This window comes from Tindallia texcoconensis, assembly GCF_055383815.1.
Window position 1 is genome coordinate 95,907 of the sequence record NZ_AP042431.1, and the last position, 24,604, is coordinate 120,510.

Annotated in this window: 24 protein-coding genes; all 24 read right to left on the bottom strand. The window is 37.0% G+C overall.

Annotated features, from left to right (window positions below):
- Positions 1–27: 27 nt before the first annotated feature.
- The 24 genes from infB to ACZ47N_RS00575 all read right to left on the bottom strand — a co-directional run bounded on the left by infB (position 28) and on the right by ACZ47N_RS00575 (position 24,603).
- Complete coding sequence (gene infB / locus ACZ47N_RS00460) at positions 28–2,130, bottom strand: translation initiation factor IF-2 (protein ID WP_464887172.1); 2,103 nt, start codon at positions 2,128–2,130, stop codon at positions 28–30.
- Positions 2,131–2,150: 20 nt separating this feature from the next.
- Complete coding sequence (locus tag ACZ47N_RS00465; protein ID WP_464887173.1) at positions 2,151–2,468, bottom strand: L7Ae/L30e/S12e/Gadd45 family ribosomal protein; 318 nt, start codon at positions 2,466–2,468, stop codon at positions 2,151–2,153.
- Positions 2,465–2,740: an RNase P modulator RnpM gene (rnpM, locus tag ACZ47N_RS00470; protein WP_464887174.1), complete on the bottom strand. Its 276-nt coding sequence runs from the start codon at positions 2,738–2,740 to the stop codon at positions 2,465–2,467. The genes ACZ47N_RS00465 and rnpM overlap by 4 nt, the downstream gene beginning before the upstream one ends.
- A 30-nt stretch (positions 2,741–2,770) precedes the next feature.
- On the bottom strand, positions 2,771–3,889 hold the full coding sequence (gene nusA, locus ACZ47N_RS00475) for a transcription termination factor NusA (protein WP_464887175.1): 1,119 nt from the start codon (positions 3,887–3,889) through the stop codon (positions 2,771–2,773).
- Positions 3,890–3,901: 12 nt separating this feature from the next.
- Complete coding sequence (locus ACZ47N_RS00480; protein WP_464887176.1) at positions 3,902–4,369, bottom strand: ribosome maturation factor RimP; 468 nt, start codon at positions 4,367–4,369, stop codon at positions 3,902–3,904.
- A 139-nt stretch (positions 4,370–4,508) separates the two neighbouring features.
- On the bottom strand, positions 4,509–8,849 hold the full coding sequence (locus ACZ47N_RS00485; RefSeq protein ID WP_464887177.1) for a PolC-type DNA polymerase III: 4,341 nt from the start codon (positions 8,847–8,849) through the stop codon (positions 4,509–4,511).
- Between the two features lie 18 nt (positions 8,850–8,867).
- Positions 8,868–9,932: a flavodoxin-dependent (E)-4-hydroxy-3-methylbut-2-enyl-diphosphate synthase gene (gene ispG / locus ACZ47N_RS00490; protein WP_464888452.1), complete on the bottom strand. Its 1,065-nt coding sequence runs from the start codon at positions 9,930–9,932 to the stop codon at positions 8,868–8,870.
- Between the two features lie 31 nt (positions 9,933–9,963).
- Positions 9,964–10,965, bottom strand: a complete 1,002-nt coding sequence (rseP, locus tag ACZ47N_RS00495) for an RIP metalloprotease RseP (RefSeq protein ID WP_464887178.1) — start codon at positions 10,963–10,965, stop codon at positions 9,964–9,966.
- Positions 10,966–10,991: 26 nt separating this feature from the next.
- A complete protein-coding gene (locus ACZ47N_RS00500) occupies positions 10,992–12,143 on the bottom strand; it encodes a 1-deoxy-D-xylulose-5-phosphate reductoisomerase (RefSeq protein WP_464887179.1) in 1,152 nt (383 codons plus the stop codon).
- Positions 12,144–12,166: 23 nt separating this feature from the next.
- Positions 12,167–12,958 (bottom strand): phosphatidate cytidylyltransferase, encoded by a 792-nt coding sequence (locus tag ACZ47N_RS00505; protein WP_464887180.1) that lies wholly within the window; start codon positions 12,956–12,958, stop codon positions 12,167–12,169.
- A gap of 16 nt (positions 12,959–12,974) precedes the next feature.
- The gene (locus ACZ47N_RS00510) at positions 12,975–13,676 is read right to left on the bottom strand and encodes an isoprenyl transferase (RefSeq protein ID WP_464887181.1); all 702 of its coding nucleotides are present in this window, start codon (positions 13,674–13,676) and stop codon (positions 12,975–12,977) included.
- Positions 13,677–13,915: 239 nt separating this feature from the next.
- Positions 13,916–14,473, bottom strand: a complete 558-nt coding sequence (gene frr / locus ACZ47N_RS00515; RefSeq protein ID WP_464887182.1) for a ribosome recycling factor — start codon at positions 14,471–14,473, stop codon at positions 13,916–13,918.
- A 17-nt stretch (positions 14,474–14,490) separates the two neighbouring features.
- Entirely contained in the window at positions 14,491–15,201 is a 711-nt protein-coding gene (pyrH, locus tag ACZ47N_RS00520) for a UMP kinase (protein ID WP_464887183.1), read from the bottom strand.
- Positions 15,202–15,277: 76 nt separating this feature from the next.
- Positions 15,278–15,922, bottom strand: a complete 645-nt coding sequence (tsf, locus tag ACZ47N_RS00525; protein WP_464887184.1) for a translation elongation factor Ts — start codon at positions 15,920–15,922, stop codon at positions 15,278–15,280.
- A gap of 63 nt (positions 15,923–15,985) precedes the next feature.
- The gene (gene rpsB, locus ACZ47N_RS00530; protein WP_464887185.1) at positions 15,986–16,699 is read right to left on the bottom strand and encodes a 30S ribosomal protein S2; all 714 of its coding nucleotides are present in this window, start codon (positions 16,697–16,699) and stop codon (positions 15,986–15,988) included.
- A 151-nt stretch (positions 16,700–16,850) separates the two neighbouring features.
- Positions 16,851–17,297, bottom strand: coding sequence for a hypothetical protein (locus tag ACZ47N_RS00535; protein ID WP_464887186.1), 447 nt, complete (start codon positions 17,295–17,297; stop codon positions 16,851–16,853).
- Positions 17,298–17,305: 8 nt separating this feature from the next.
- Positions 17,306–17,635 (bottom strand): hypothetical protein, encoded by a 330-nt coding sequence (locus ACZ47N_RS00540; RefSeq protein WP_464887187.1) that lies wholly within the window; start codon positions 17,633–17,635, stop codon positions 17,306–17,308.
- An 11-nt stretch (positions 17,636–17,646) separates the two neighbouring features.
- Entirely contained in the window at positions 17,647–19,071 is a 1,425-nt protein-coding gene (locus tag ACZ47N_RS00545; protein ID WP_464887188.1) for a DUF342 domain-containing protein, read from the bottom strand.
- Between the two features lie 35 nt (positions 19,072–19,106).
- Positions 19,107–19,835, bottom strand: a complete 729-nt coding sequence (locus ACZ47N_RS00550; RefSeq protein WP_464887189.1) for a FliA/WhiG family RNA polymerase sigma factor — start codon at positions 19,833–19,835, stop codon at positions 19,107–19,109.
- Positions 19,836–19,860: 25 nt separating this feature from the next.
- Positions 19,861–20,346, bottom strand: a complete 486-nt coding sequence (locus tag ACZ47N_RS00555) for a chemotaxis protein CheD (protein WP_464887190.1) — start codon at positions 20,344–20,346, stop codon at positions 19,861–19,863.
- Positions 20,347–20,982 carry a chemotaxis protein CheC gene (locus ACZ47N_RS00560; protein WP_464887191.1) on the bottom strand — a complete coding sequence of 212 codons (636 nt, stop codon included), beginning with the start codon at positions 20,980–20,982 and terminating at the stop codon, positions 20,347–20,349.
- 18 nt (positions 20,983–21,000) lie between these two features.
- Positions 21,001–21,465, bottom strand: a complete 465-nt coding sequence (locus ACZ47N_RS00565) for a chemotaxis protein CheW (RefSeq protein ID WP_464887192.1) — start codon at positions 21,463–21,465, stop codon at positions 21,001–21,003.
- An 11-nt stretch (positions 21,466–21,476) separates the two neighbouring features.
- A complete protein-coding gene (locus tag ACZ47N_RS00570) occupies positions 21,477–23,513 on the bottom strand; it encodes a chemotaxis protein CheW (RefSeq protein ID WP_464887193.1) in 2,037 nt (678 codons plus the stop codon).
- A gap of 1 nt (position 23,514) precedes the next feature.
- Positions 23,515–24,603: a protein-glutamate methylesterase/protein-glutamine glutaminase gene (locus ACZ47N_RS00575; RefSeq protein ID WP_464887194.1), complete on the bottom strand. Its 1,089-nt coding sequence runs from the start codon at positions 24,601–24,603 to the stop codon at positions 23,515–23,517.
- Between the last annotated feature and the right edge of the window lies 1 nt (position 24,604).

A 24,604-nucleotide genomic window follows, 5' to 3' on the forward strand; every position in this document is an offset into this window, starting at 1 on the left:
TCCTTTCTATGGTAATTCTACATATATTTACACACGTTTTAGTTCTTTCATATGATAGGCTTCGATAATATCGCCTTCTTTGACATCATTGAAATTATCTATTCCTATCCCGCATTCGTACCCGGTGGCCACTTCTCGAACATCGTCTTTAAAACGTTTTAATGATTTAATATCACCTTCATGGATTACTATTCCATCGCGAACCAACCGAATGCTTGCTTTACGCAATATTTTTCCAGTTGTAATATAACAACCAGCAACCATTCCACTACCCGGAACCTTAAACACTTCTCGAACTTCCGCTTTCCCTAATTCTTCTTCTTTAAACTCAGGATCTAGCATACCTTTCATAGCCGCTTCTATATCTTCAATTGCATTATAAATGATTCGATATGGGCGGATATCTACATCTTCTTTCTTTGCTAAAACTGTGGCATTTACAGTAGGTCTCACATTGAAACCAATAATAATCGCATTGGATGCCGAGGCCAACATAACATCCGTTTCTGTGATAGCACCTACTCCGCCATGTATGGTTTTAATGGCTACTTTTTCATTGGTTAATTTGTTCAGAGACTGCTTTACAGCTTCTACCGATCCATGAACATCTGCCTTGAGGATAATATTAAGCTCTTTTAATTGTCCGTCTTGCATTTGTTGATACAATGCGTCCAAAGAAATTTTTTGACTTGTTTTCAACTGTTCTTCTTTAATTCTGTTTTTTCTATCCTCAACAATATCGCGAGCAACACGATCGTTTTCCACAGCAACCATTTGATCACCAGAGTCAGGCACGTCGGATAAACCTGTTATCTCTATAGCGGTGGACGGTTTCGCTACTTTTACGTTTTTTCCTTTATCGTTTATCATAGCTCGAATACGACCACATGTATTGCCAATAACAACAGAGTCCCCTACTTTGAGTGTTCCATTTTGAACCAGTACTGTTGCTACAGCGCCTCTGCCTTTATCCAATTTCGCTTCTACAACAATCCCAGTGGCTTTTCGGTTTGGATTTGCCTTTAGCTCTTCCATTTCTGATACAAGAATAATCATCTCTAATAAGTTGTCAATATTTGTACCTTGAAGGGCTGAAACAGGAACACTTATAACATCGCCACCAAATTCTTCGATGATAACGCCATTGTCTGCAAGTTCTTGCTTCACACGATCGGGGTTTGCTCCAGGTTTATCAATCTTGTTAATCGCTACGATAATTGGTACTTGAGCTGCTTTAACATGATTAATAGCTTCTAGTGTTTGTGGCATAACACCATCATCTGCGGCTACCACTAAAATCGCAATATCTGTCACTTTAGCTCCTCTTGCTCGCATAGAAGTGAATGCCTCATGTCCAGGAGTGTCTAGGAATACAATCCTTTTTTTATCAATAAGGATTTCTGATGCTCCTATATGCTGAGTGATACCTCCAGCTTCTCTTTCCGTTACCTTTGTCTTGCGTATAGCATCCAACAAAGAGGTTTTACCATGATCGACGTGCCCCATTACTGTAACAACAGGTGCTCTTGGTTTCAAGTCCTTTTCATCATCTTCTTCAATCACCAGGTCGGATACGGTTTCTACCATTACTTCTTCTGTCTTTTTTTCCAACTCTATTTCATAGTCTGTGGCAATGGCTTGAGCTGATTCAAAGTCTATCTCCTGATTAATAGCAGCCATAACGCCTTTCTGAATTAATTTCATAATAATTTCATTGGGATTTTTTTTAATTTTTTCCGCAAAATCTTTTACAATTATTTTTTCACCAATTTCTATAATAGGGCTTCCTTCTTTCTGAGAAACAGCTTTTGAGACAGCTTCCTTTGAGGAAGGTTGCTTGCTGGTTTCTTTTTTTGATTTTGTTTTCACATTCTTCACTTGCTGCTTATCCACTTTTTTTTCATCTTTTGACTTTGTTTCATTTAAACTCTTATCATCTGGTTCAATTGTATGCGGCTCTGTTTTTTTCTTTTCAGAGTCAAGTAACTCTATTACCAATCTAGCATCCTCTTCTTCCAATGTGCTCATGTGGCTATTAACACGAACACCAAGTTCTTCTAATTTTACGATTAATTCTTTACTCTCAATATTCAGTTCTTTTGCCAATTGATAAACTCTCATTTTCGACAAATTCCTCACCTCCGTAATACTCACTCCGTGGTTATCTCATTTATCAGTTTCTCTATTGTTTTGGCTAGACCGTCGTCGATGATGACAATGAGTGAACGTGAACCTTTCCCAATGGCTGACCCCAGTAATTCTTTTTGGCTAAAAACTAAACAAGGAACTCGATGATGTAAGACTAGATCTTCGAATGCTTTCTTTGTGTTTTGAGATGCATCTTCCGAAATGATAAGCAATTTTGCTTTTTTTTTCTGAATAGAAATTCGACATCCAGTTGAACCGGAAACGATTTTTCTGGATTTTTCACCAAACCCCAACATCGTTAGTACTCTTTCTTTACTCATGAGTTTTCTCCGTTATAAAGTTTTAGTTTTAAATCCTGATATACTTCATCTGGTACCTCTTTACTAAAAGATCGATTTAACCCTCTTACCTTCCTAGCCTTCTCGAAACAATTCTGGTCTGAACATATATAGGCTCCACGTCCATTTGCTTTTCCTGTATCGTCTAAATGAATTTCCCCTTCTTTTGTAGCTACGATACGAATCAATTCTTTTTTTGGCTTCATTTCCTGACAACCAATACATTTTCGTAAAGGAATTCTCTTGTTTTTCATTCGTTATCCTCCATACCCTTTTACACCTATCTAATCTTCAGTTTCTAGAATCAACCCTTCTATATCATCATCAGAATCTGGGGAATACTCAGGGACAATGGCTACCGATTCTACCTCTTTTACCTGACTCTCACTTTTGATGTCAATTTTCCAACTAGTTAATTTAGCTGCAAGACGTGCATTTTGACCTTCTTTCCCAATAGCAAGAGATAGTTGATAATCTGGCACCACGACTCTGGCAGATTTATTATCTTCGTCCACAATAGCTTTACTTACTTTTGCGGGGCTTAATGCACTAGTGATGTAATCTACTGGATTTTCACTATAACGTATAATATCTATTTTCTCACCACGCAATTCATTCACAATTGCTTGAACACGGACACCTTTTTGACCCACACAAGCCCCAACCGGATCTACATTCGGGTCTTTTGTATCAACTGCAATTTTAGTTCGATAGCCAGCTTCTCGAGAAATGCTCTTTATTTCAACAACTCCATCATGAATTTCTGGCACTTCTAACTCAAATAGCCGCTTTATTAATCCTGGATGGGTTCTAGAAATTAAAATTTGTGGCCCCTTCGTGGTTTGCTTCACTTCAACAATATAGGTCTTTACACGATCTCCAGGATTGTAGGTTTCACCAGGCATTTGTTCGCTGTGAGCTAAAACTGCCTCCGCCTTTCCAAGGTTCACAAAAACCGTTCCTCGAGCAATTCGTGCTACTTCCCCTGCAATAATATCTGATTCTCGATTAACAAACTCATCAAAAACCACACCTCTCTCTGCTTCTCGAATCCGCTGTACTACGACCTGTTTTGCAGTTTGTGCTGCAATGCGACCAAAATCTTTGGGGGTAACTTCACGTTCCACAATATCTCCAGATTCGAATTTTGGACTAATTTCTTTTGCTTCTTCTAGTGATATTTCAGTACTTTCATCCTCTACTTCTTCTACTACGTTCTTCTGTCCATACACATTCACTTCGCCAGTTTCTCGATTAACCTCAACCCGTACATTGTGCGTTGAACCAAAGTTACGTTTGTAGCTTGAAATTAAAGCAGCTTCAATTGCCTCAATAAGTACTGCTTTAGATATTCCTTTGTCTTGTTGAATTTGTTCTAATGCTTCTATAAACTCAGTATTCATCTTCCATGCCCCCTAAAATATAATGGCCGGTTTTATCAATGCAATTTGTTTGTGTTCCAATGTTAGTTCCTCTTCATTATCTAATGTAAGCGTCAATGTATCTTCTGTATATCCATCTAAAATTCCTTGGATTAGCTTTTTGCCATCTTTATTTTGATATAGTTTAACTTCTACGAGTTTTCCCATGTTTCTACGGTAATCTTTTTCCTTCTTAAAAGGTCTGTCTAGACCCGGTGATGCCACTTCCAGGTAGTATGCCACTTGAATCCATTCATCATGTTGATCCAACTGCTCGTCAAGGTAGCGACTAGTATTTTCACAATCTTGAATAGAAACCCCTGTGGGCTTATCGATATAAATACGAAGGTAATGATTAGGTCCTTCTTTTACAAATTCAACATCTACCAAATCAGTTTCATTTGTTTTTAAATATTCTTCCAAAATAGACTCTATGCGCTGTTCCAATTCTTTTCTTTTCACTATTTTCCCCCAATTCTTCAACGAAGGAGCCTAAAAGAAAACGAAAGAGTGGGGGGTTCCCACTCTTCTCATCAATAGCTCTGCGTTTAAGTGCCAAAGTTCAACTTCAACCTACTAATATGCACACATTATATCATACTCATGATGGCAAATCAAGCTGAAAGAGGGAGAGCTGGTTAGTCTCAGGTAAATTATTAAAAGCACCATGGTTTTTTAGTGTTTCAATTACCACTTTCGAGGCTCCTGTTCTGTTCCTGAATTCTTCAATGGAAAGAAATTCTCGACTGCTAGCCTCTTCTGCAATTTTTTGTGCTGCGTTCCTTCCAACACCTTGCAAGGAGGTTAAAGGAGGTCTTATTTTCTTATCTTCTACAAGAAATCGATCTGCATGCGAACGATATAAGTGAACTGGCAGAAGTTCAATGCCTCGACTCAACATTTCTAAGATTACTTCCATCACAACGAGTTGATTTTTTTCTTTAGCCTTTAGTTTTTGTGAAGTACTTTCTAATTCTTTCATTTGCTCAATGATCGTTTCTGTTCCTTTTAGAGCTACTTGAGCATCAAAATCATCTACCTTCATACTAAAGTAAGAAGCATAAAAAGCTTCTGGATGATGCACCTTATAATAGGCAATACGAAAGGACATTGTCACATAAGCAACTGCATGAGCTTTTGGAAACATGTATTTTATTTTTTTACAAGATTCTATATACCATTTGGGGACATTGTGTTTTTTTAACAGCTCTTCCTCTTCATCCTTCAGCCCTTTTCCTTTTCGAACGTTTTCCATAATCTTAAAAGCTTGCTTAGATGGAACATCTTTCAGAATTAGGTAGTTCATGATATCATCTCGGGTACATATGACCTCTTTTAGGGTGGCCGTTTCATTTCTAACTAATTCTTGGGCATTATTAAGCCATACATCTGTACCATGTGAAAGGCCACTAATTCGGACTAGTTCAGCAAATGTAGTAGGCTTTGTATCTAAAAGCATCTGCCTAACAAACTTTGTTCCAAATTCGGGAATACCTAGACTACCAACTTCTGGTTTCCATTTCTCATCATCAAAATTAAGAGCATCCGTATTGCGAAAAAGACTCATGGTTTCCAAATCATCTAATGGAATTGCAAGGGCATTGGTTCCGGTCATATCTTCTAACATTCGAATAATAGTGGGCACATCGTGACCAAGAATATCTAATTTAAGCAGCTTGCCACTAAGGGCATTGTAATCAAAGTGAGTAGTTATAACACCAGAAGACGCATCATTTGCCGGATGCTGAATAGGAGTAAATTCATGAATGTCTTTGTCTTGAGGAACAATCATTACACCACCTGGATGTTGGCCTGTAGTGCGTTTTACACCTGTGCACCCATCTATTAAACGCCTAATTTCTGCGTTGTTCATCTGAACAGAATAAGCTTCACTAAATTTTTTCACAAATCCATAAGCTGTTTTATTTGCAATAGTTCCTAAAGTACCCGCTCGAAAAACATGTTCTTTACCAAATAATGTTTCGATATACTGGTGTGCAACACTTTGATATTCACCTGCAAAATTCAGATCAATATCTGGTTCCTTGTCCCCTTCAAAGCCTAGAAATACTTCAAATGGAATTTGATGACCATCTTTTATATAGGGCTTACTGCATTGCTGACAGTTACGATCTGGTAAATCCACTCCTGATTCATATTCTCCATCGGTGAAGAAGATAGAATGTTTACATTGGCTGCATACGTAATGGGGAGCTAAGGGATTCACTTCAGTAATATCACTCATAGTAGCTGCAAATGAAGAACCAACAGATCCTCTAGAGCCAACTAAGTATCCATCTTTCAGTGATTTTGCTACTAATTGATGTGATATCATATACATAACAGAATACCCATTGTCGATAATAGAATTCAGTTCCCTAGACAATCTATTTTCAACAATATCTGGCAATGGATTTCCGTAAATTCTATAAGCATTTTCATAGCATAGATTTCTCAGCTTAGCCTCCGAACCTTCTATGGAAGGCGGAAAAGTTCCTTCTGGCACTGGAATCAGAGTCTCAATACTATCTGCAATACTACGAGTATTCGTTACCACTACTTCGTAAGACTTATCTTTACCTAAGTGCGAGAAATCATTTAACATTTCTACTGTGGTTTTATAATGAAGCTCTGAATCCTCCTCAATATCATCAAAGCCCATGCCTGCTTGTAAAATTTGTCGATAATGATTATCTCGTCTTTCAACATAATGAACATCTCCTGTAGCAACAACAGGAATCTTTACTTTTTCACCAAGCTTAAGGATTTCATGATGATGTTGCCTTAACTCTTCTTCGTCTTTTACAAATCCTTTTTCAATGAGAAATAAATTGTTGCTCGTAGGTTGTATCTCAAGATAATCATAGAAAGAAGCAATAACTTCAATTTGTTTTTGCTTCTCATGATTTAAAATAGCTTGATATACTTCCCCATCCTGGCAAGCTGATCCAACCAATATACCATCTCTTTTTTTACGTAAAAGACTTTTGGGTATCCGTGGTTTTTTATAAAAATAGTTCATATGAGACTCACTTACTAATTCATATAAATTTCTAAGGCCCTTATGATTCTTTGCAAGAAGTATAATATGATTTGTTCCTTGACGTGTTGTATCTTTGTCTTTTTCTGAAACTTCATTCATTTGGGTAAAATCTTCAATTTCCTGATCTTTCATTCTTTGAATCAACTTAATGAAAATTTCCGCCGTTGCTTTTGCATCATAAACTGCACGATGATGATTTTCAAGCTTTACATCCAAAGCCTTGGCAACAGCGTTTAATTTATATTTTTTCAAATCTTTCAGCAATTGCCGAGAGAGTTTCAACGTATCTAAAACCTGATAATCGAAATAGTATCCCTGTTTTTGCATGTTCTCTCGCAGAAAGCCAATATCGAAATCAGCATTATGGGCCACCAACACACAGTTTTTCACAAATTTAACAAAAGAAGGAAGAATCATCTCTATAGTAGGAGCCTCACGAACCATTTCGTTTGTAATACCCGTAATTTTTGTTATTTTTTCAGAAATAGACTGTTGAGGATTTACCAACGCACTAAATTCATCTACAATTTCACCTCCTATTATTTTGACAGCTCCTATTTCTGTAATTCGATGATGTACATTCGATAACCCTGTTGTTTCAAGGTCAAACACAACAAATGCATCCTTAAAGCCAACCTTATTTTCACCTTCTAGTATTTTTCGTTCATCATCTACTAAGTATCCTTCCATCCCATATATCGCTTTAACCCCATGTTCAAGAGAAGCTTGATGTACTTCTGGAAACGCCTGCACAACACCATGATCCGTAATGGCTAATGCTTCATGATTCCATTTTCTTGCCTGCTCAAACAAATGGCTTGGGGAAGAGATACCATCCATCTGCGAAAGACAAGTATGGCAATGAAGCTCGACTCTTTTTTCCGATGCCATATCTTGTTTATCTTTCATAATTATTTGATTAATATCTGAAATCATCATATTTATTTCGCGGCTATAATGATCATATTGAAGTGTGCCTTTCAATGCGATGCTGGCGCCAGGTTTAATCAATTCATCCAAGGGTTTATCATTTTTTCTTGGTTCAAACAACTTTGCAGTAAGCGAACCTGTATAGTCTGTAATATCGAGAATGTAAAGTTTTCGTTCATCTTTTAACACACGAATCTCTACACCGAATATTTCTCCATGGATGATTACTGAAGTATCATCTTCTGATATACTTCCTATGGGAATAGGATGATCATTGATTTTTCGGCCACACCATATTTTATCGTCTGATTTCTGACTATCCGTTGACTTACACTTAACAACGTCTTTTGCAGGTGTTTTTTCATTCTTTTCTTGATGTTTTTCTTCTAATCTAATTTTCTGCACTAGATCTTTTTCTAGATGCTGCCGTCGTTTATAGAATTCGTTCTGATTGTCAGAACATTCATGCGAAAGATTAATCCCACAGGAAATGCTGAAGCCGTAGTATTGTTTCAAACAGTACGTGATCCATTTTTCTAAATTTCTTTCTTTAGCCTTATCATAGAAAACTTGATCCTTTGCATTAAGGATCAAGTTTTCTGTTGTTATTTGTATTTCAACCCGATCAATAAGCGTTGTAGAGACCGGCATTTTTTTTTGAATTGAATAAAACAAATTGTCCAGAAAAAAATCAGATGAACGCAGTTTTCTTAAGGTCTCAATACCAGCCACATGACTTATTTGATAAGTAACAGGGCATGAAAGTTGCAATTTCTTCTCTAGAAGACTAAATTGTTTTTCTAAAGACTCAATTATTGGCTCTTGCAGGAATGTAAGCAAAAGATTCATCTTATGTGACGAGGAATACAACTGAACTCTTTCTACTATACAATACTGGAACCAGTCTCCCTCCGTATCAACAGAAAAATAGTGAAATAACTGGTCTAATGTATACATTTTTCTTTCCATGATCTATATCCTCCCGTTTTACAAAGGACCAAGCTGACGTATCTCATTTATCAAAGCTGGTACAATCTCATTTTCCTTTAATTTGCGAATAATTTTCCCTTTTTTAAACAAAAGTGCTGATTCTTTTCCACCAGCAATGCCAATGTCTGCTTCTTTAGCCTCCCCAGGTCCATTTACAGCACAACCCATCACAGCAACAGTAATGGGTTTTTGAATATCTTCTACAGCTTTTTCAATCTCTTCTGCCATAGAAACTAAATCGATTTGACACCTTCCACACGTTGGACATGAAATAATTTGTACTTGGTTGTTAAGAAGTCCTAGACTATTTAATATTCTTTTTGCTACTTTTATCTCGTGTACAGGCGAACCTGTCAAGGATACTCTAAGTGTATCCCCTATGCCATCCAGAAGTAGGCTGCCTATACCTATGGCAGACTTAATGGTGCCTGTATCAACAGTCCCAGCTTCCGTCACTCCGATATGGAGAGGATATGTCAACTTTTCACTAACGGAACGATAAGCACTCACCATCGTAGATAAATCACTGGATTTAATGGAAATCACCATATTGGTAAAGTCAATATCCTCAAGTCTTCGCACAGAGTCCATGCAACTTTCTACCATTGCATCTACACTTGGTCCACCATATTTATCAATCCATTTTTTTTCAAGAGACCCTCCATTAACCCCAATACGTATCGGTACATTGTATTCTTGACACACTCTAGAAATTTCCTTCACTCGAGAAAAATCACCGATATTTCCTGGATTAATTCTCAGTTTATCAGCACCCATTTCCACTGATTTAAGAGCTAACCGATAGTCAAAATGTATGTCCGCAGCTAAAGGAATAGAAATCTGTGACTTTATTGTTCTGATAGCCATAGCCGCTTCTTTGTCCGGTACTGCTACGCGGACCAATTGACATCCTTCATTTTGCAAGTCTTTTATCTGATTAACAGTAGCAATAGTATCCCTGGTATCGGTTGTCGTCATGGACTGAATGCTCACAGGTTCAATTCCACCAATACCTAAGGTTCCACAATATATTGTTTTCTTTATTTTTCGATTCATTATTATCTCCTCTAGTTCCATATCAATAGAAAGCAACTTAGAAAAATGTTAGTATGTCTTTATAGGTTATGGCTATCATCAGCATCATTAAAAGTGTTATCCCTACCATATGAACCAAAGCTTCTTTTTCAGGATCAACAGGCTTTCCTCTTAAACCTTCTAAAATCAAGAAAATAATTCGACTTCCGTCTAAGGCTGGTATCGGTAACAGATTCATGATTCCTAAGTTAATACTAATAAGACCGGCTAATCCCACTACATCAATCCATCCAGATCGACTCGCTTGCCCAACTAGACTTATAATGCCAACAGGGCCCGCTACATCAGAAGTGTCCGCCTGTCCTCGGATAAGCTGCTGTAGAAAGCTAAATATTTCCGTAAAGATAAACCGACTTTGATGATAACTATTAATAAAAGCACCGGTTACTGATACTTCACTCCCTGGAACAATGCCAATCATTGCCCGACCTGATGTCGAATCCAACTCTGGTAACAACTCAAAAGAAAGTGTTCTATTATCACGTATTATCTCCACAGAAATAGTTTGGTCTTCAGCGGCCGAAATTCGTTCTACTAATTGATCCCAACTAGTAATTTCCTCTCCCTGAATACGCTTTACTTGATCTTCTGCCTGCAATCCAGCAAAAAAAGCTGGAGAATCAGGAATTACATGACTTATTTGAGTAGATGGCACTCCAATAGTCAAAAAAATAATAAAAAAACAAAAGAAGCCCAGAATAAAGTTCATTATTGGACCTGCAAGTATAACACTTATTCGCTGTCCTACGGTTTTTTGACCAAAGCTATCTTTCGTCTCCGAACTTTCATCCTCACCTTCCATTCGAACAAATCCTCCAATTGGAAATGCGCGGATCGAGTAGAGCGTTTCTTCTTTCTGTCGATGCAAAACCTTGGGTCCCATGCCTATTGCAAACTCATGCACTTTAATCCCTACATACTTTGCTACACTGAAATGGCCTAACTCATGAAAAAAAACAAGTAGTCCAAATACAAATATAGCTACAATTGCCGTTGTCATAAAAACACCTTCCTCACAGTACTTTCCTATATTAACTCATTAACTTGTTCTTCAACCCACTGTTCAACTTCTTGAATTTCTTCAACGGAGTCATAATCGAAAGCTTCGTGACGCAACATGATCGTTTCAATCATGTTAGCCATTTGATAAAAACTCACTCTTTCTTCTAAGTAATGTGGAACAAGGTGTTCATTGGCTGCATTCAATACACAGGGCATCGTCTTGCCAATATCCATGGCTATAAAAGCCAGTCGAAGATTTGGAAATCGGTTCATATCAGGTTTTTCAAAATTCAGTTGTTTAAGCCTAGCTAAATCAAGCTTGGGAGCATCCAAATAATACCGCTCTGGGTAGGTCATAGAAAATTGGATCGGAACCCGCATATCAGGTTGCCCTAACTGTGCAATTACTGATGTGTCCCTGAATTCTACCATAGAATGAATAATGCTCTCAGGATGAACCAGAACATCTATCTGATCTGCATTCAAATCAAATAGCCACTTCGCCTCAATAACTTCTAAACCTTTGTTCATCATAGTGGCAGAGTCAACTGTTATCTTTTGTCCCATATTCCAATTAGGGTGCTTTAAAGCAGCAGATGGATTCATAGTCTCTATCTCTTCTTTTTTTAAAGTTCGAAAAGGACCTCCAGAGGCCGTAAGAACAATGCGGGTTAATTGCTTTGCTTTTTCGCCTCTGAGGCACTGAAAAATAGCTGAATGTTCACTGTCAACAGGCAGAATGTCCACTTGATTTAATTGGGCCAGCTTCATTACCAGACTCCCGCCAGCAACTAAGGATTCTTTATTTGCTAAAGCTAAGGTTTTACCAGCTTTGATAGCGTAACAGGAGGGTAGTAATCCTCTACTACCAACAAGAGCGTTTAATACCACATCAATTGTATCCTCTGTAGCTGCCCAAAGAATGCCTTCCATGCCATAGCATATACTCGTATCTGTATTGCAGTTGGCTTTAAGCCATTCAGCATCTTCTTTACAGCTAATAGATGCTATTTTAGGATTAAATTCAATTATCTGTTTTAATAATAAGCCTCGATTACGATGAGCTGTTAATGCAATTATGCGAAAAGATTCAGGATGCTGTCGTACAACATCCAATGTTTGCTTTCCAATAGAGCCAGTTGATCCAAGAACGCTTACCGCTTTCAATACAAACACTCCTTCGTTATGATATAGATACCCTATCTCATATAAACCACCCATTGAAGATAATAGAATACATAGGGAGCCGTAAATAAAATGCTATCAAAACGATCAAGAACGCCTCCGTGTCCTGGAAAAAGATTTCCAAAGTCTTTAATGTCAAAATATCTTTTTATAGAAGATGCAGAAAGGTCCCCCATCTGTGAAATAACAGCGCCTCCCAATCCCATAATCGAAATGGATAACAGAAATTCAGGCATCAAAAACCAGGAAAAAATAAAACATCCCACCACAGAACCAATAATGCCACCAAGAGCTCCCTCTATGGTTTTTTTTGGGCTTACAGAAGGACAAAGTTTGTGCTTTCCAACTAATAAACCTGTCAGATAAGCAAATGTATCACAACACCAAGCAACAATAAAAACCAACCAGATTAAATGAGGCATACTCATTTGATGTAGAGCCATTAAATGACTCATCATAAAAGGAATATAAATAACTCCAAATAGAGTTAAAGAAATATCCTGAATCGTATAATGCTTTCTGCTAATAATGGACAAAGACATTAAAGCAATACACATTAAAACTGTTATTACCAGACCATCAGGGAGTTGATTTTGACGATATACAAAATAAAAATAAGCAACGGTGGTTAAAAATCCAACCTCCCTCATTGGATTCATCCCCGTTTTTTTTGAAGCTTGATATAACTCATGTAAGCCCAATATGCTGACAACCATCAATGCTGGCAACAAATACGGGTTCCCTATGTGTAAAACAATAAATAAAAACGGAAGGCCAATCACCGTGGTGAAGACGCGTTTAAACATAAAGGTCCTCCTTAGATTACAAACCGCCAAACCTTCTAGATCTATGCTGAAAATGTTCTATCGCAGCATCTAATGAATCTGCATTAAAGTCTGGCCATAATGTTTGCGTAAAATAGAATTCTGTATATGCTAATTGCCAAATCAAAAAATTACTTATTCTAACTTCTCCGCCTGTTCGAATAAGTAAGTCAGGATTCGGTAAACCATAGGTATCTAAATTATTTTCAATGGTTTCTTGGATAACATCCTTAGATGATTGGTGGGAGATATGCTTGTTCTTTAATGCTTTTTCAACAGCCCTTGCAATTTCATTTCTACCTCCATAATTCAATGCAATGTTAACAACAAGACCCTGATTGTTTTTGGTTTTTTCAACCGCAGCATTAATTTCATCCTGTAATAAGGATTCTAGCTTTGTTAAATCTCCTATGGTCATTATTTTTACATCATTCTTATCTAGTTCATATAATTCTTTAGAGATATATTCCTTAAGTAAATTCATTAGAAATCCTATTTCTTCAGGTGGTCTTTTCCAGTTTTCTGTTGAAAATGCATAGATTGTAAGTATTTCTATGGATAGATCTGAGGCTCTTTTGATAACGCTTCGAAGAGCTTCCACACCCTTTCGATGACCTGCACTCCTAGGCATAAATCGATTTTTAGCCCATCGACCATTACCATCCATAATGACAGCAACGTGTCTTGGTATTTCATTCATTGAGACTTACCTCCTGTAACTGTCAAATAGCCCCCTACGAAGGGGGCTAAAAGTATGAGACTGTTATTTCCATTATAGCACAGGAATGAATAAACCGCTGCCTTACAACACGACAGTTTGTGTGATGCTGTTTTCTAAAGGCTGATGTTTCTTGGATCCTGTATTCTATAGAATGGAGCTTCATAACATGAATTGCTTCTTTAAGATGATATCCTAAAACATCCTGCTCTACATTCACATTATACCTCCAAAATTTCTTTTTCCTTTGTTTCATAAAGCTTATCTATTTCTTCAATATATCGATCTGTTAGTTTTTGCACTTCTTCTTGTGCTTGCTTCAAATCATCTTCTGTTAATTCTCCATCTTTTTCCATCTTTTTAAATGCGTCGTTTGCCCATCTTCTTTCATTTCGAATAGCTACACGTCCATCTTCCGCTTTAGCTTTCACTAACTTCGTTAAATCTTTTCTTCTTTCTTCTGTTAATTGAGGAATAACTAAACGAATAATTTTTCCATCAGAAGATGGATTAATACCTAATTCAGATTTTTGAATTGCTTTTTCAATTTCTTGAAGAACAGAAATATCAAATGGTTGAATTGTAATCATTCTAGGTTCTGGAGCCGCAATAGTAGCCACTTGATTGAGAGGCATAATAGCTCCATAATATTCTACGCTGATTCGATCTAGCATTGATGGATTAGCGCGTCCAGCACGAATACTATTAAACTCATCTTGAACTACATGAATCGTTTTTTTCATTTTTTCTTCCATCGATTTATGAATTTCCAGTTGCATCAACAAGTCCCCCTTTATTAACTATGTATATAAGTACCCATAGGCTTACCCAATACTACTTTTTTAATATTTTCAGGATCATCCAACCCAAAAACTTTTAATGGTATTTTATTGTCCATACAAAGAGAAGTCGCAGTAGAGTCCATAACCTTTAATCCTCTGTTTAATATTTCTATATAACTGACATCTTCAAATTTATTTGCGTCTTCATTTTCATTTGGATCTTTATCATATACAGCATCCACTTTTTTTGCCAAAAGGATTACATCTGCTTCAATTTCTGCTGCCCTAAGAGCTGCAGTAGTATCTGTTGAAAAGTAGGGATTTCCAGTCCCTGCAGCAAAAATAACCACTCTATTTTTTTCCAAATGCCTGACAGCACGGCGTCTAATATACGGTTCAGCGATTTGACGCATTTCTATAGCCGTTTGTACACGTGTAATGACGTCAACATTTTCAAGGGCATCTTGTAAAGCCAATCCATTTATAACCGTTGCCATCATTCCCATATAATCCGCTGTAGTACGATCCATCTTTTCACCAGACCTACCACGCCAAAAATTACCACCACCTACAACAATTGCAACTTGAACGTTCATTTCAATTACTTCTTTAATCTGAAGTGCAATTTGCTGAATAGTGTCAGGATCGAGTCCAAACCCTTTCCTTCCGGCTAATGCTTCACCACTTAATTTTAATAATATTCTTTTATATAATGGTTTATCCATGTACGTTTACTCCCTTATCTATATTTAATTGTAAGACATAGAGAAAGAGAACACAAGTGTGTTCTCATCATTTATATTATTGGATTTGTTTAGCAACTTCCTCAGCAAAATTTTCTTCTTTTTTATCAATGCCTTCTCCAACTTCAAATCTAGAAAACCTTCTTATATTAAGATTTTCACCAATCTTGGCAACCTTCTCTGTTAGAAGATCGGATATTGTAATATCAGGGTTTTTGACAAAGTCTTGCTCTAGAAGGCATACTTCTTTGTAATATTTTTCTATTCTTCCTTCAACCATTTTATCTACTATTTTTTCAGGTTTCCCTTCATTCAATGCCTGATTTCTCAAAAATGTTTTTTCATGTTCAATTTCATCTTGAGGTACTTCTTCACGACTAATATATTGTGGGTTGGATGCGGCAATTTGCATAGCCACGTCTTTCACAAAAGTTTTAAATTCTTCATTTTTAGCAACAAAATCCGTTTCAGAATTCACTTCTACAAGAACCCCAATTCGCCCACCATGAATATATGCTTCAACAAGGCCTTCCGCTGCAACACGACCAGCTTTTTTAGCTACGGCTGCTAATCCTTTTTCGCGCAGTAATTCTACCGCTTTGTCCATGTTGCCTTCTGTTTCTGTTAGTGCTTTTTTACAGTCCATCATCCCTGCACTCGTTTTTTCTCGCAGTTCTTTAACCATACCTGCTGTTATATTCATTTTGTAACCTCCTGTATTAATTAAAATTCCAGGGTACCCGTTTTCCCCAGAAGTAATTTGTTTTTACATTTCAGATGTTTCTTCGTCAGACTGAAACCCTTGTCGTCCTTCTAAAACGGCGTCCGCCATTGTAGAAGCTAACAATTTAACAGCTCTAATAGCATCGTCATTACCTGGAATAACATAATCTACTTCATCAGGATCACAATTGGTATCCACGATAGCTATAACCGGGATGCCTAGTTTTTTCGCTTCTAAAATTGCAATTTTTTCTTTTCGTGGATCTACCACAAATACTGCTTTAGGCATTTCTTTCATGTCTTTTATGCCGCCTAAGAATTTTTCAAGCCTTTCCATTTCATGTTTAAGCTGAATCACTTCTTTTTTAGGCAGTAAGTCAAAAGTGCCATCCGCTTCCATTTTTTCGAGCTCTCTAAGTCGTTGAATTCTCTTTTTAATGGTCTGGTAGTTTGTTAACATTCCACCTAACCAACGCTGGTTAACAAAATACATGCCACATCTTTTCGCTTCATCTTCAATGGACTCTTGGGCTTGTTTTTTTGTTCCCACAAATAAAACAGTTCCATTGTCTTCTGCTATTTCTTTAATCACTCGATAAGCTTCATCCACTTTTTTTACAGTTTTTTGCAAGTCAATGATATAAATACCATTTCTTTCAGTGAAAATAAATTTCGCCATTTTAGGGTTCCATCTTCTTGTTTGATGTCCAAAATGAACACCTGCTTCCAATAATTGTTTCATTGATACTACACTCATTTAATTTCCCTCCAGTTTGTTTTTTCCTCCATCTTTGTCACCTTCTGATAAGACCTTTAAAAGGCACCCTTAACAGAATCCAAAGATGTGCGATTTATCACCTGTATTATTTTATCATAATCACCAATAAGTGGCAAATATTATTTTCTTGTTATTTAAGTAATCGATAGACCATCTCTACTTCTCGAATACTTTTATTTAATCTTTTTGCGGTTTGATCTATAGAAAGACCTTCTTTTAGTAGCTCAAGCACATCATAATTTTTTTGGAGAAATTGATGATATTGCATGGCTTTGTCAAAATGGTCGTCATCATTTACAATTTTTTTCTCGACGCTTTCCGTAACTTTCTGCAAATTCATACTTTCTACTATGTCACGAAGTTCAACGAATTCGCCCTCTAAGTGATCTATTCGTATACTTAAAGATTTATTTCGTTCTTGTAGCAACACAATACGTTCTTCTAACACCTTATTGCTAACTGAACAACTGGAACTTTTTGTGGTTTGTCGATTGAAGTAGTACCAAGACAGAGGCACTGCAATCACAAATATAACAAGAATGATTGACGAAATAACTATGGATGCATCAAAAATCATAGGACACCTCAAATCTTAATATCGAGACGAGCACCTTTACTTTGACTTGTGTCAGAACAGTTCTCTTCTTGTTTCTCTTCTTGTTTCTCTTCTTGTTTCTTCTTTTTTTTCCTCGATCCTTGCTGATTTTTTTCTTTCTTCTCATCCTGCTTTACCTTTTGTCCTTGTGTTTCATCGTAGTTAGTGACACGAGTCTGATCTTTAATTCCTTCTTTTTGTGCGTTTCCTTGTAAAAATTGATTCGCATTATGAGCTCTATTATTTTGATGGTGTTGGTGTTTTGACTCTTGCACAGAATTCAGCACAGTAATTTGTTGATCGATAGGCTTAATAGTCATTTGACCACTCCTTACTTTTCATGCAAACCAATAACGATATCTCCATCTTTATAATGTAATGTTGACATAGCTATGTCATCATAAATATGTTTTGTTGCAGTAGAAATCGTAACTTTTACTCCAGGATGAATGGTAGAAGAAACGTGAATTTTTCCTTTTGTTGCGTTTTCCATATCTTTTGTCATGCTTGCTATATTCTCTTGGATACTAATATGTTGATCCTTCAGAACTTCATAGGTTTTAACAGATCGTACTAACATTTCTTTTTTATCTTTTGGTAACGGCGAATTTTTACTCATTTTATTTAAAATTTCGATTGTTTTTTTCAAGTTGTCTAGATTTTTAATCGTTTCTTTTAATTTCGCCTGCATTTGATCATACTTTTCTTTGGTTTCTGGATCAATTCCTACTTCAATTTTGGTCTGTGTGCCCATGGAACTGCCGATCAAGGTAGCATCTATTTCTTCCCCTGCTTTTACAACACCACCCACAATAAGACCACGCTTCCCTTTAATCACAATTTTTTTCTTTGCAGAAGCAATGCTATGCAATATACAGTCAGCTTCAATATTCCCACCAACAGAAATTTTAGTATTCTCTATATACTTAGCGATCAAGTCTCCTTTGCAGTACAGTTCTGCCTGATTATTCCCTTGTACGCCACGATTCAAAAAAATACTTCCATTAGACCTTAAAATTGCTCCTTCGACAACACCATGCACTTCTATATCACCATCAGCTTCGATCGTAAACCCAGATTTCACATTACCTTTCACAATCACTTTTCCTTTAAAACGAATATTACCCGTTGTATTATCAACATTTGCAGGCACGTCATATACAGGACTAACTTGTATTTTCCCATCTCGAAGCAATGCCTGACCATCAATTTCAGCAGATATTTTAAGTTGATCTTCGCTTATAACGGCATTTTTCCCAGCAATAAATGTTGGTCTTTTCCCAGGTTTTTGCTCAATAACTTCCCCCATCACATTGGTCCCTGGAGTTCCTTCCGAAGGAGGGATTAACTCTGCTAAGAGTTGTCCTGCCTCAACATTCTGAATGAGTTCAAGGTTTTTAAAATCAACTGATCCATCTTCCATAATAGACAGTTTTTTTGAACCTTCAGTATTAAAAAAGTAATTTACTGTTCCGTCCTCACCGTCTTGAGGCATTTTTGCTTCAGCTACCGTAAAGGTTTCCCCAAAAAGATGCGCATCAATTTTTTCTTTGATAATTGTATGATCAATCCCAAAAATAACTCCTGCTTTTTTCAATTCTTGTAGGGCCGCTTCTTCATCAACAGGGTTTCCTTCGCCTTGCGGGGCAACTATTCTCATAGTAGCCTTCTTTTTTTGGGGATCTGTCTCAACCAATACAGTGCCGTCAATATGCTCAATTTCTTGATTTTGATTGGATTCATAACTTTTATTCATACCTTCCCTCCTCCGAGAATCAACGCCGCCCGCGTTCAACTCATTTGTGCCTTAATTCTAGAAACTGCTTTAGAGTGCAATTGCGAAACTCTAGACTCTGAAACTCCCATGATTGCACCAATTTCTTTATAAGTAAGCTCTTCATAATAGTAAAGGGTGATTACCTGCTTTTCTCGTACAGGTAGTGATTCAACGCTGGTTATTAAAACTTCTTTCATTTCTTCATTTAAAAGTTTGTCTTCTGGTGATTCAGATTGGCCATCCATTATTTTATTCTCTTCTGCTGTATCTAACATTTTTTCTTCTAGGGAAACCACATGATAGGAACTAGTCTGTTGAAGTACTGAGTGCAGCTCTTGTACAGTCATGCCCGTTTCTTCAGCAATCCGATGATCCGTAACAGGTTCACCATCAGATGCATTCTCAAGTTTTGAAACTGCATTCTCAATTATTTTTGCTTTCTGTCGCACAGAACGAGGTATCCAATCCATGTTCCTTATCTGATCAATGACAGCACCTCTAATGCGAATTTGAGCATATGTTTCAAATTTAACATTTTTATCTGGATCAAACTTTTCAATAGCATCTATTAAGCCAAAAATACCATAGCTCGCCAAATCATCAAACTCCAAATGATTTCCGTAGGTCGTGTAAAGGCGACCTGCGACAATCCTAACCAGTTCTATGTAGATTTCAATCAACTGATTTTTAGCTTCTGCTGATTTGTTCTTTCGATACTCCTGCCATAGGACATTTTGATCCATAGACAATCCCTCCTGGCATCAGGTATTAAAGTTCTTTTTTCCCTTTTCCAATTGCTTTAATTAGTAACACGCCTGAATCCGGATAGATTTCAATGGTTCTACCAAAATTTCCTCCCGTATCTTCCGCTAACAGTGGGATATTATGTGTTTTTAATAAGGATTTTGTCGCCAGCACATTTCGAGCTCCAATCTTCATCATATCTGATTGATTATCAAAGGAAAACATCTGTGCTCCACCAGCAATTTTAGCGACTAATTTATTTCGACTTACACCTTTTTTTACTAATTCATCTAACAATACTACCATTGCTGTATCAGCAAATTTCGCTTTATTGGCATTGTTTTTTATTTGGGTGCTATCTGGCAGCATAATATGAGCTAGTCCAGCTATTCCCTTGCCAGTGTCATAAAGAGCAATCCCAACACAGGATCCTAATCCTAGAGTTGTCAAAACTTGTGGTGATTTTGCAACTTTAAGATCTGCCATGCCTACCTTAATTATATCCTGCATTCATCCACTCACTCCCAGGCTCTGTAATAAGACATCAAAAGAGTTTGCGTCTGGGATCAGAAAGAAATTCGCTTTCATCTCCTGATGACCATCAAACAGGGTATTTTCAATCATTAATACTCGATCACTGATAGTACCGAACTGGATAGCTGGAACACTCAATATTGCTCCTGCCATATCAATGCATAGAGAAGGTGTGGTTAGCTCTACTCTCAAGTTCGTTAGAGAAGCCAAGGATGAAATATAGGCTCCCGATAATATGTTCCCTATTTCCTGGAGAGCAGATTGCTCCATTTCATCTAATTTAAAATTATCTTCAGTGGCTATGGTTTCTGCAGGCTTTCCCATCATAAAACCAGTAAGATTTCTAGCTGAGCGTGTATCTAGTAATACCATAATATTACCTACGATCTCACCTTTCATTCCAAAATAGATTCCGGCAACAATGTTCTCCTCTCCACCTAAGATCATTGGAACATCTTGAATATCAAGGATTTTTACAACCGGTACCTGCATATCGACTTTTTTTTGAATCATTACCGCTAATGAAGTCGCAGCATTTCCTGCACCTATATTTCCAATTTCTTTTAAAACGTCTAGATGTAAACTATTTAAATCATCAACCGAAAAATTCAAAGAAGTAAACTCCTTTCTTTAGCTCTCAGATTTCTCCAAACCTAGCATAGCATGAATATCCAAAAGAATAATCATTCGATCATCGACTTTCCCAATGCCTTCCACACTGTCTTCGTCAACAATACTAAGCACTGTACCAGTGTTTTCAATCTGACTTTTTGGAATGTTTAAAACTTCCGATGAGCTATCTGTTAGTATACCTACGGTCATTTCTTGAACTGTCAGAATAATAATTCTGGATTCATCAGTAATAGGTGATAAAGGAAGGTTAAAACGCTTTCTCAAATCAATTACTGGCACTATTTCTCCACGAAGATTGATAACTCCCAAAACGTATTCTTCTGAATTAGGAACTCGTGTGATAGACGTTACTTTTTCAATTATTTCTACATAATGTATCGATACCCCATAAGATTCTTCAACTAATCGGAATATAACAAATTGATCTACATCCTTATGCACTTCCTGCTCCTGTACGTTCATGCTTATCCCTCCTAAAACAAAGAGTTTGTATCGACGATCAGTGCAACCGTACCATTACCAAGAATGGTTGCACCGGCAATTCCACGTATTGCATTCAAATATTTACCCAATGATTTAATGACAATCTCTTGTTGTCCAATTAATTCATCCACCACTAATCCAAAAGTGCGATCACCATGGCTAACTATGACAACGGTGTATTCATGGCTAGCGATTTTTTCTTCAGATGGAGGAACTGTCAAAATTTCTGATAAACGAAGAATGGGCAAGGTGGATTGTCTGAAAAGGACTACTTCTTTGCCTTGTATCCTACGAATTTGGTTTTCTTGAATCGTTGATATTTCACGTATATTGTTTAATGGTACTGCATATTTTTCGTTTTCAACATTGACAAGCAATGCTTGAATTATAGCTAAGGTTAATGGCAATCTTATGGTAAAGCGACTACCTACATTGGGTTGTGAGTCAACCTCCACTTCTCCCCCTAGATTTTCTATCTTTGTTTTCACAACGTCCAGCCCTACACCTCGGCCAGAGAGATCCGAAACCTTATCCACTGTACTAAACCCAGGATGAAATAGAAACTGAATCAACTCTTTTGATTCCATTAATTGACTTTGGGATTCTGAAATCAAACCATTGGCAATTGCTTTCGCTTTCACTCTTTGAGTGTCAATGCCTTTTCCATTATCTTGCACTTCAATCACTACCGTATTGCCATCTGGAAATGCAGTTAAGTTTAGGGTACCAGAACGTTCTTTATGATTTTGAATTCGCACATCAGGTTCTTCTATTCCATGGTCCATTGCATTACGTATCAGATGAATTAATGGATCTCCAATTTCATCTATGACAGTTCGATCTACTTCCGTATCTTCACCAGTCATAATAAGATTGATTTCTTTGCCTAGCTCCTTAGAAAGATCACGTACCATTCGAGGAAAACGGTTAAATACACGTTCTATAGGAACCATTCTAACTTTCATGACTGCATCATGCAAGCTAGTTGTAATACGTTCTAACTGTTCAGTTGTATCACTAATGGACTTTTCTTGAGTCATTTGGTGTGCATCTTCTAAGCGAGTTTTAATAATGATGAGTTCGCTGACTAGATTCATTAAATTGTCAAGTCTTTCAATGTCAACACGAACTGTCTTACCTGTGCGAGTTTTTTTAGAACTTTCACCCTCTTTATCAGCCTTTTTGGGCGAGGCCTCTATCAATTCAGGTGCATTAACAGACTCTACTTCCACATCTTCTACTTTTGATGATTGAATATTTTCGGAATTAAGCGCTTCTATGACAACTGTATCTAACTCTGAAATACTGTTGAGCTGATCTTTCATTTCTGATTCTTCGTTTTGAGTAATAATAATTAGTTCAAAACTCTGGTCAAATTTTTCATCTTCAATATCTTCAATGCTAGGCTCAGAATGAATAATTTCGCCATTATGTTCCAAGGTACTAAAAACTATATACGCCCTTGCTGATTTGAGCATACATTTTTCATCTAATGTTATGAATATACGAAACACATTATAATTTTTTTCTTCTGCTTTCTCAATCATTTCCATCACGTGCTCATCAGCTTTAAAGGCAGCTTGTTCTGGAACCGACAAAGAACTGCTTTGAGTTGATTCTTCCTCCTTGAGTCCAACAATAGATTCGCCACTTACTTTCTTTTTTAACTCCCGGGTTAACTCCTCAGAAATATTTTCTCCTTCTAACTGATCAGATTCAATATGGTTGACATACTGTTCTAATTGATCTAAACATTCAAATAGCAAATCTACCACTGACTCGTCAATAGCAATAATATCATTGCGTACTTGATCCATCAAGTTTTCCATTTCATGGGTCAATTGCAAGACATGGTTAAACCCCATTGTGCCAGACATGCCTTTTATTGTGTGTGCGATACGAAATAATTCGTTCAAATGCTGCTTATCCGAAGGGTTTTTTTCCAAAATCAAAAGAATTTCATTCATCTTTTGTAAATGCTCTTTTGACTCATCAATAAACACATCAAAATATTGACTAATTTCCATATTACAGACCTCCTGTTCTGTTTACAATCGCTTGCGTAATTTTGCTGAGTGGTATGACTTCATCCACTACGCTGGCTAAAACGGCACTTTTAGGCATTCCGAATACAACGCAACTGTTTTCATCTTGAGCAATGACAAAACAATCCTTAAGCTTCCTTAGGTCCTTCAAACCATTTGTACCATCAGACCCCATACCTGTCATTATAACACAAATCGCTAGATCGTAGTTATTTTTGGCTAGGGAACGAAACATTGGATCAGCCGATGGTCTATGTCCATTCACCTGATTCTCTTGATGTAGTTTTATTTTCTGTATATTATTAATTGTAGACACTTCCATATGGTAATCCCCTGGAGCTATGTATACTGTTCCAGGTTTAATTTGCTCTCCATTTTGTGCCTCCTTCACGTGAAGGACAGAAGTTTGATCCAATCGATCTGCTAATGATTTAGTAAAGCCAGGTGGCATATGCTGAACCACAAGAACTGGTAAAGGAAAACCAGCAGGAAGGTGAGGAATAACAGATTGAAGGGCTTTAGGACCACCTGTTGATATTGCAATGGCAAGAATCCCATTGTCCCCCCTAGAAATCATAGTATTATGTTTTGGGATGACCGTTTTGAACAAGATTGAATTTTTTTTATTTTCAATCACTTTAGCTTTCAAGGGTTTTAAATTGGCTTCAGAGGCTGTTTTCAGTTTCTGGTATAAATCATTCTTAAACTGATTTCCACTAATAATTCGAGCAGCAGCAGGTTTTTCTATGAAATCAACCGCACCTATTTCTAGTGCTCTTAAGGTTTCAACAGCACCGTCCTTCGTCAAGCTACTAACCATAACGACGGGCGTATGAAATCGTTTAATAATTATTTCAAGAGCATCTAGGCCATTCATAATTGGCATTTCAACATCTAGTGTAATGACATCAGGTTTTAACAACTCCGCCTTTTCAATAGCTTCAGATCCGTTCCGTGCTTTACCAATCACTTTAAATGTTGGGTTGACATCTAGTAAATCTGAAATAATCTTACGCATAAAAGAAGAATCGTCTACAACTAGCACTCGAATCTGCTTATTTTGTGTTTTCATT

What these genes read in the sequence shown, in the direction of transcription:
- ACZ47N_RS00465 (WP_464887173.1), bottom strand. Translation starts at nt 2,468, where the DNA reads ATGAGTAAAGAAAGAGTACTAACGATGTTGGGGTTTGGTGAAAAATCC.
- rnpM (WP_464887174.1), bottom strand. Translation starts at nt 2,740, where the DNA reads ATGAAAAACAAGAGAATTCCTTTACGAAAATGTATTGGTTGTCAGGAA.
- nusA (WP_464887175.1), bottom strand. Translation starts at nt 3,889, where the DNA reads ATGAATACTGAGTTTATAGAAGCATTAGAACAAATTCAACAAGACAAA.
- ACZ47N_RS00485 (WP_464887177.1), bottom strand. Translation starts at nt 8,849, where the DNA reads ATGGAAAGAAAAATGTATACATTAGACCAGTTATTTCACTATTTTTCT.
- rseP (WP_464887178.1), bottom strand. Translation starts at nt 10,965, where the DNA reads ATGACAACGGCAATTGTAGCTATATTTGTATTTGGACTACTTGTTTTT.
- ACZ47N_RS00505 (WP_464887180.1), bottom strand. Translation starts at nt 12,958, where the DNA reads ATGTTTAAACGCGTCTTCACCACGGTGATTGGCCTTCCGTTTTTATTT.
- ACZ47N_RS00510 (WP_464887181.1), bottom strand. Translation starts at nt 13,676, where the DNA reads ATGAATGAAATACCAAGACACGTTGCTGTCATTATGGATGGTAATGGT.
- frr (WP_464887182.1), bottom strand. Translation starts at nt 14,473, where the DNA reads ATGCAACTGGAAATTCATAAATCGATGGAAGAAAAAATGAAAAAAACG.
- pyrH (WP_464887183.1), bottom strand. Translation starts at nt 15,201, where the DNA reads ATGGATAAACCATTATATAAAAGAATATTATTAAAATTAAGTGGTGAA.
- tsf (WP_464887184.1), bottom strand. Translation starts at nt 15,922, where the DNA reads ATGAATATAACAGCAGGTATGGTTAAAGAACTGCGAGAAAAAACGAGT.
- rpsB (WP_464887185.1), bottom strand. Translation starts at nt 16,699, where the DNA reads ATGAGTGTAGTATCAATGAAACAATTATTGGAAGCAGGTGTTCATTTT.
- ACZ47N_RS00535 (WP_464887186.1), bottom strand. Translation starts at nt 17,297, where the DNA reads ATGATTTTTGATGCATCCATAGTTATTTCGTCAATCATTCTTGTTATA.
- ACZ47N_RS00540 (WP_464887187.1), bottom strand. Translation starts at nt 17,635, where the DNA reads ATGACTATTAAGCCTATCGATCAACAAATTACTGTGCTGAATTCTGTG.
- ACZ47N_RS00545 (WP_464887188.1), bottom strand. Translation starts at nt 19,071, where the DNA reads ATGAATAAAAGTTATGAATCCAATCAAAATCAAGAAATTGAGCATATT.
- ACZ47N_RS00550 (WP_464887189.1), bottom strand. Translation starts at nt 19,835, where the DNA reads ATGGATCAAAATGTCCTATGGCAGGAGTATCGAAAGAACAAATCAGCA.
- ACZ47N_RS00555 (WP_464887190.1), bottom strand. Translation starts at nt 20,346, where the DNA reads ATGCAGGATATAATTAAGGTAGGCATGGCAGATCTTAAAGTTGCAAAA.
- ACZ47N_RS00565 (WP_464887192.1), bottom strand. Translation starts at nt 21,465, where the DNA reads ATGAACGTACAGGAGCAGGAAGTGCATAAGGATGTAGATCAATTTGTT.
- ACZ47N_RS00570 (WP_464887193.1), bottom strand. Translation starts at nt 23,513, where the DNA reads ATGGAAATTAGTCAATATTTTGATGTGTTTATTGATGAGTCAAAAGAG.
- ACZ47N_RS00575 (WP_464887194.1), bottom strand. Translation starts at nt 24,603, where the DNA reads ATGAAAACACAAAATAAGCAGATTCGAGTGCTAGTTGTAGACGATTCT.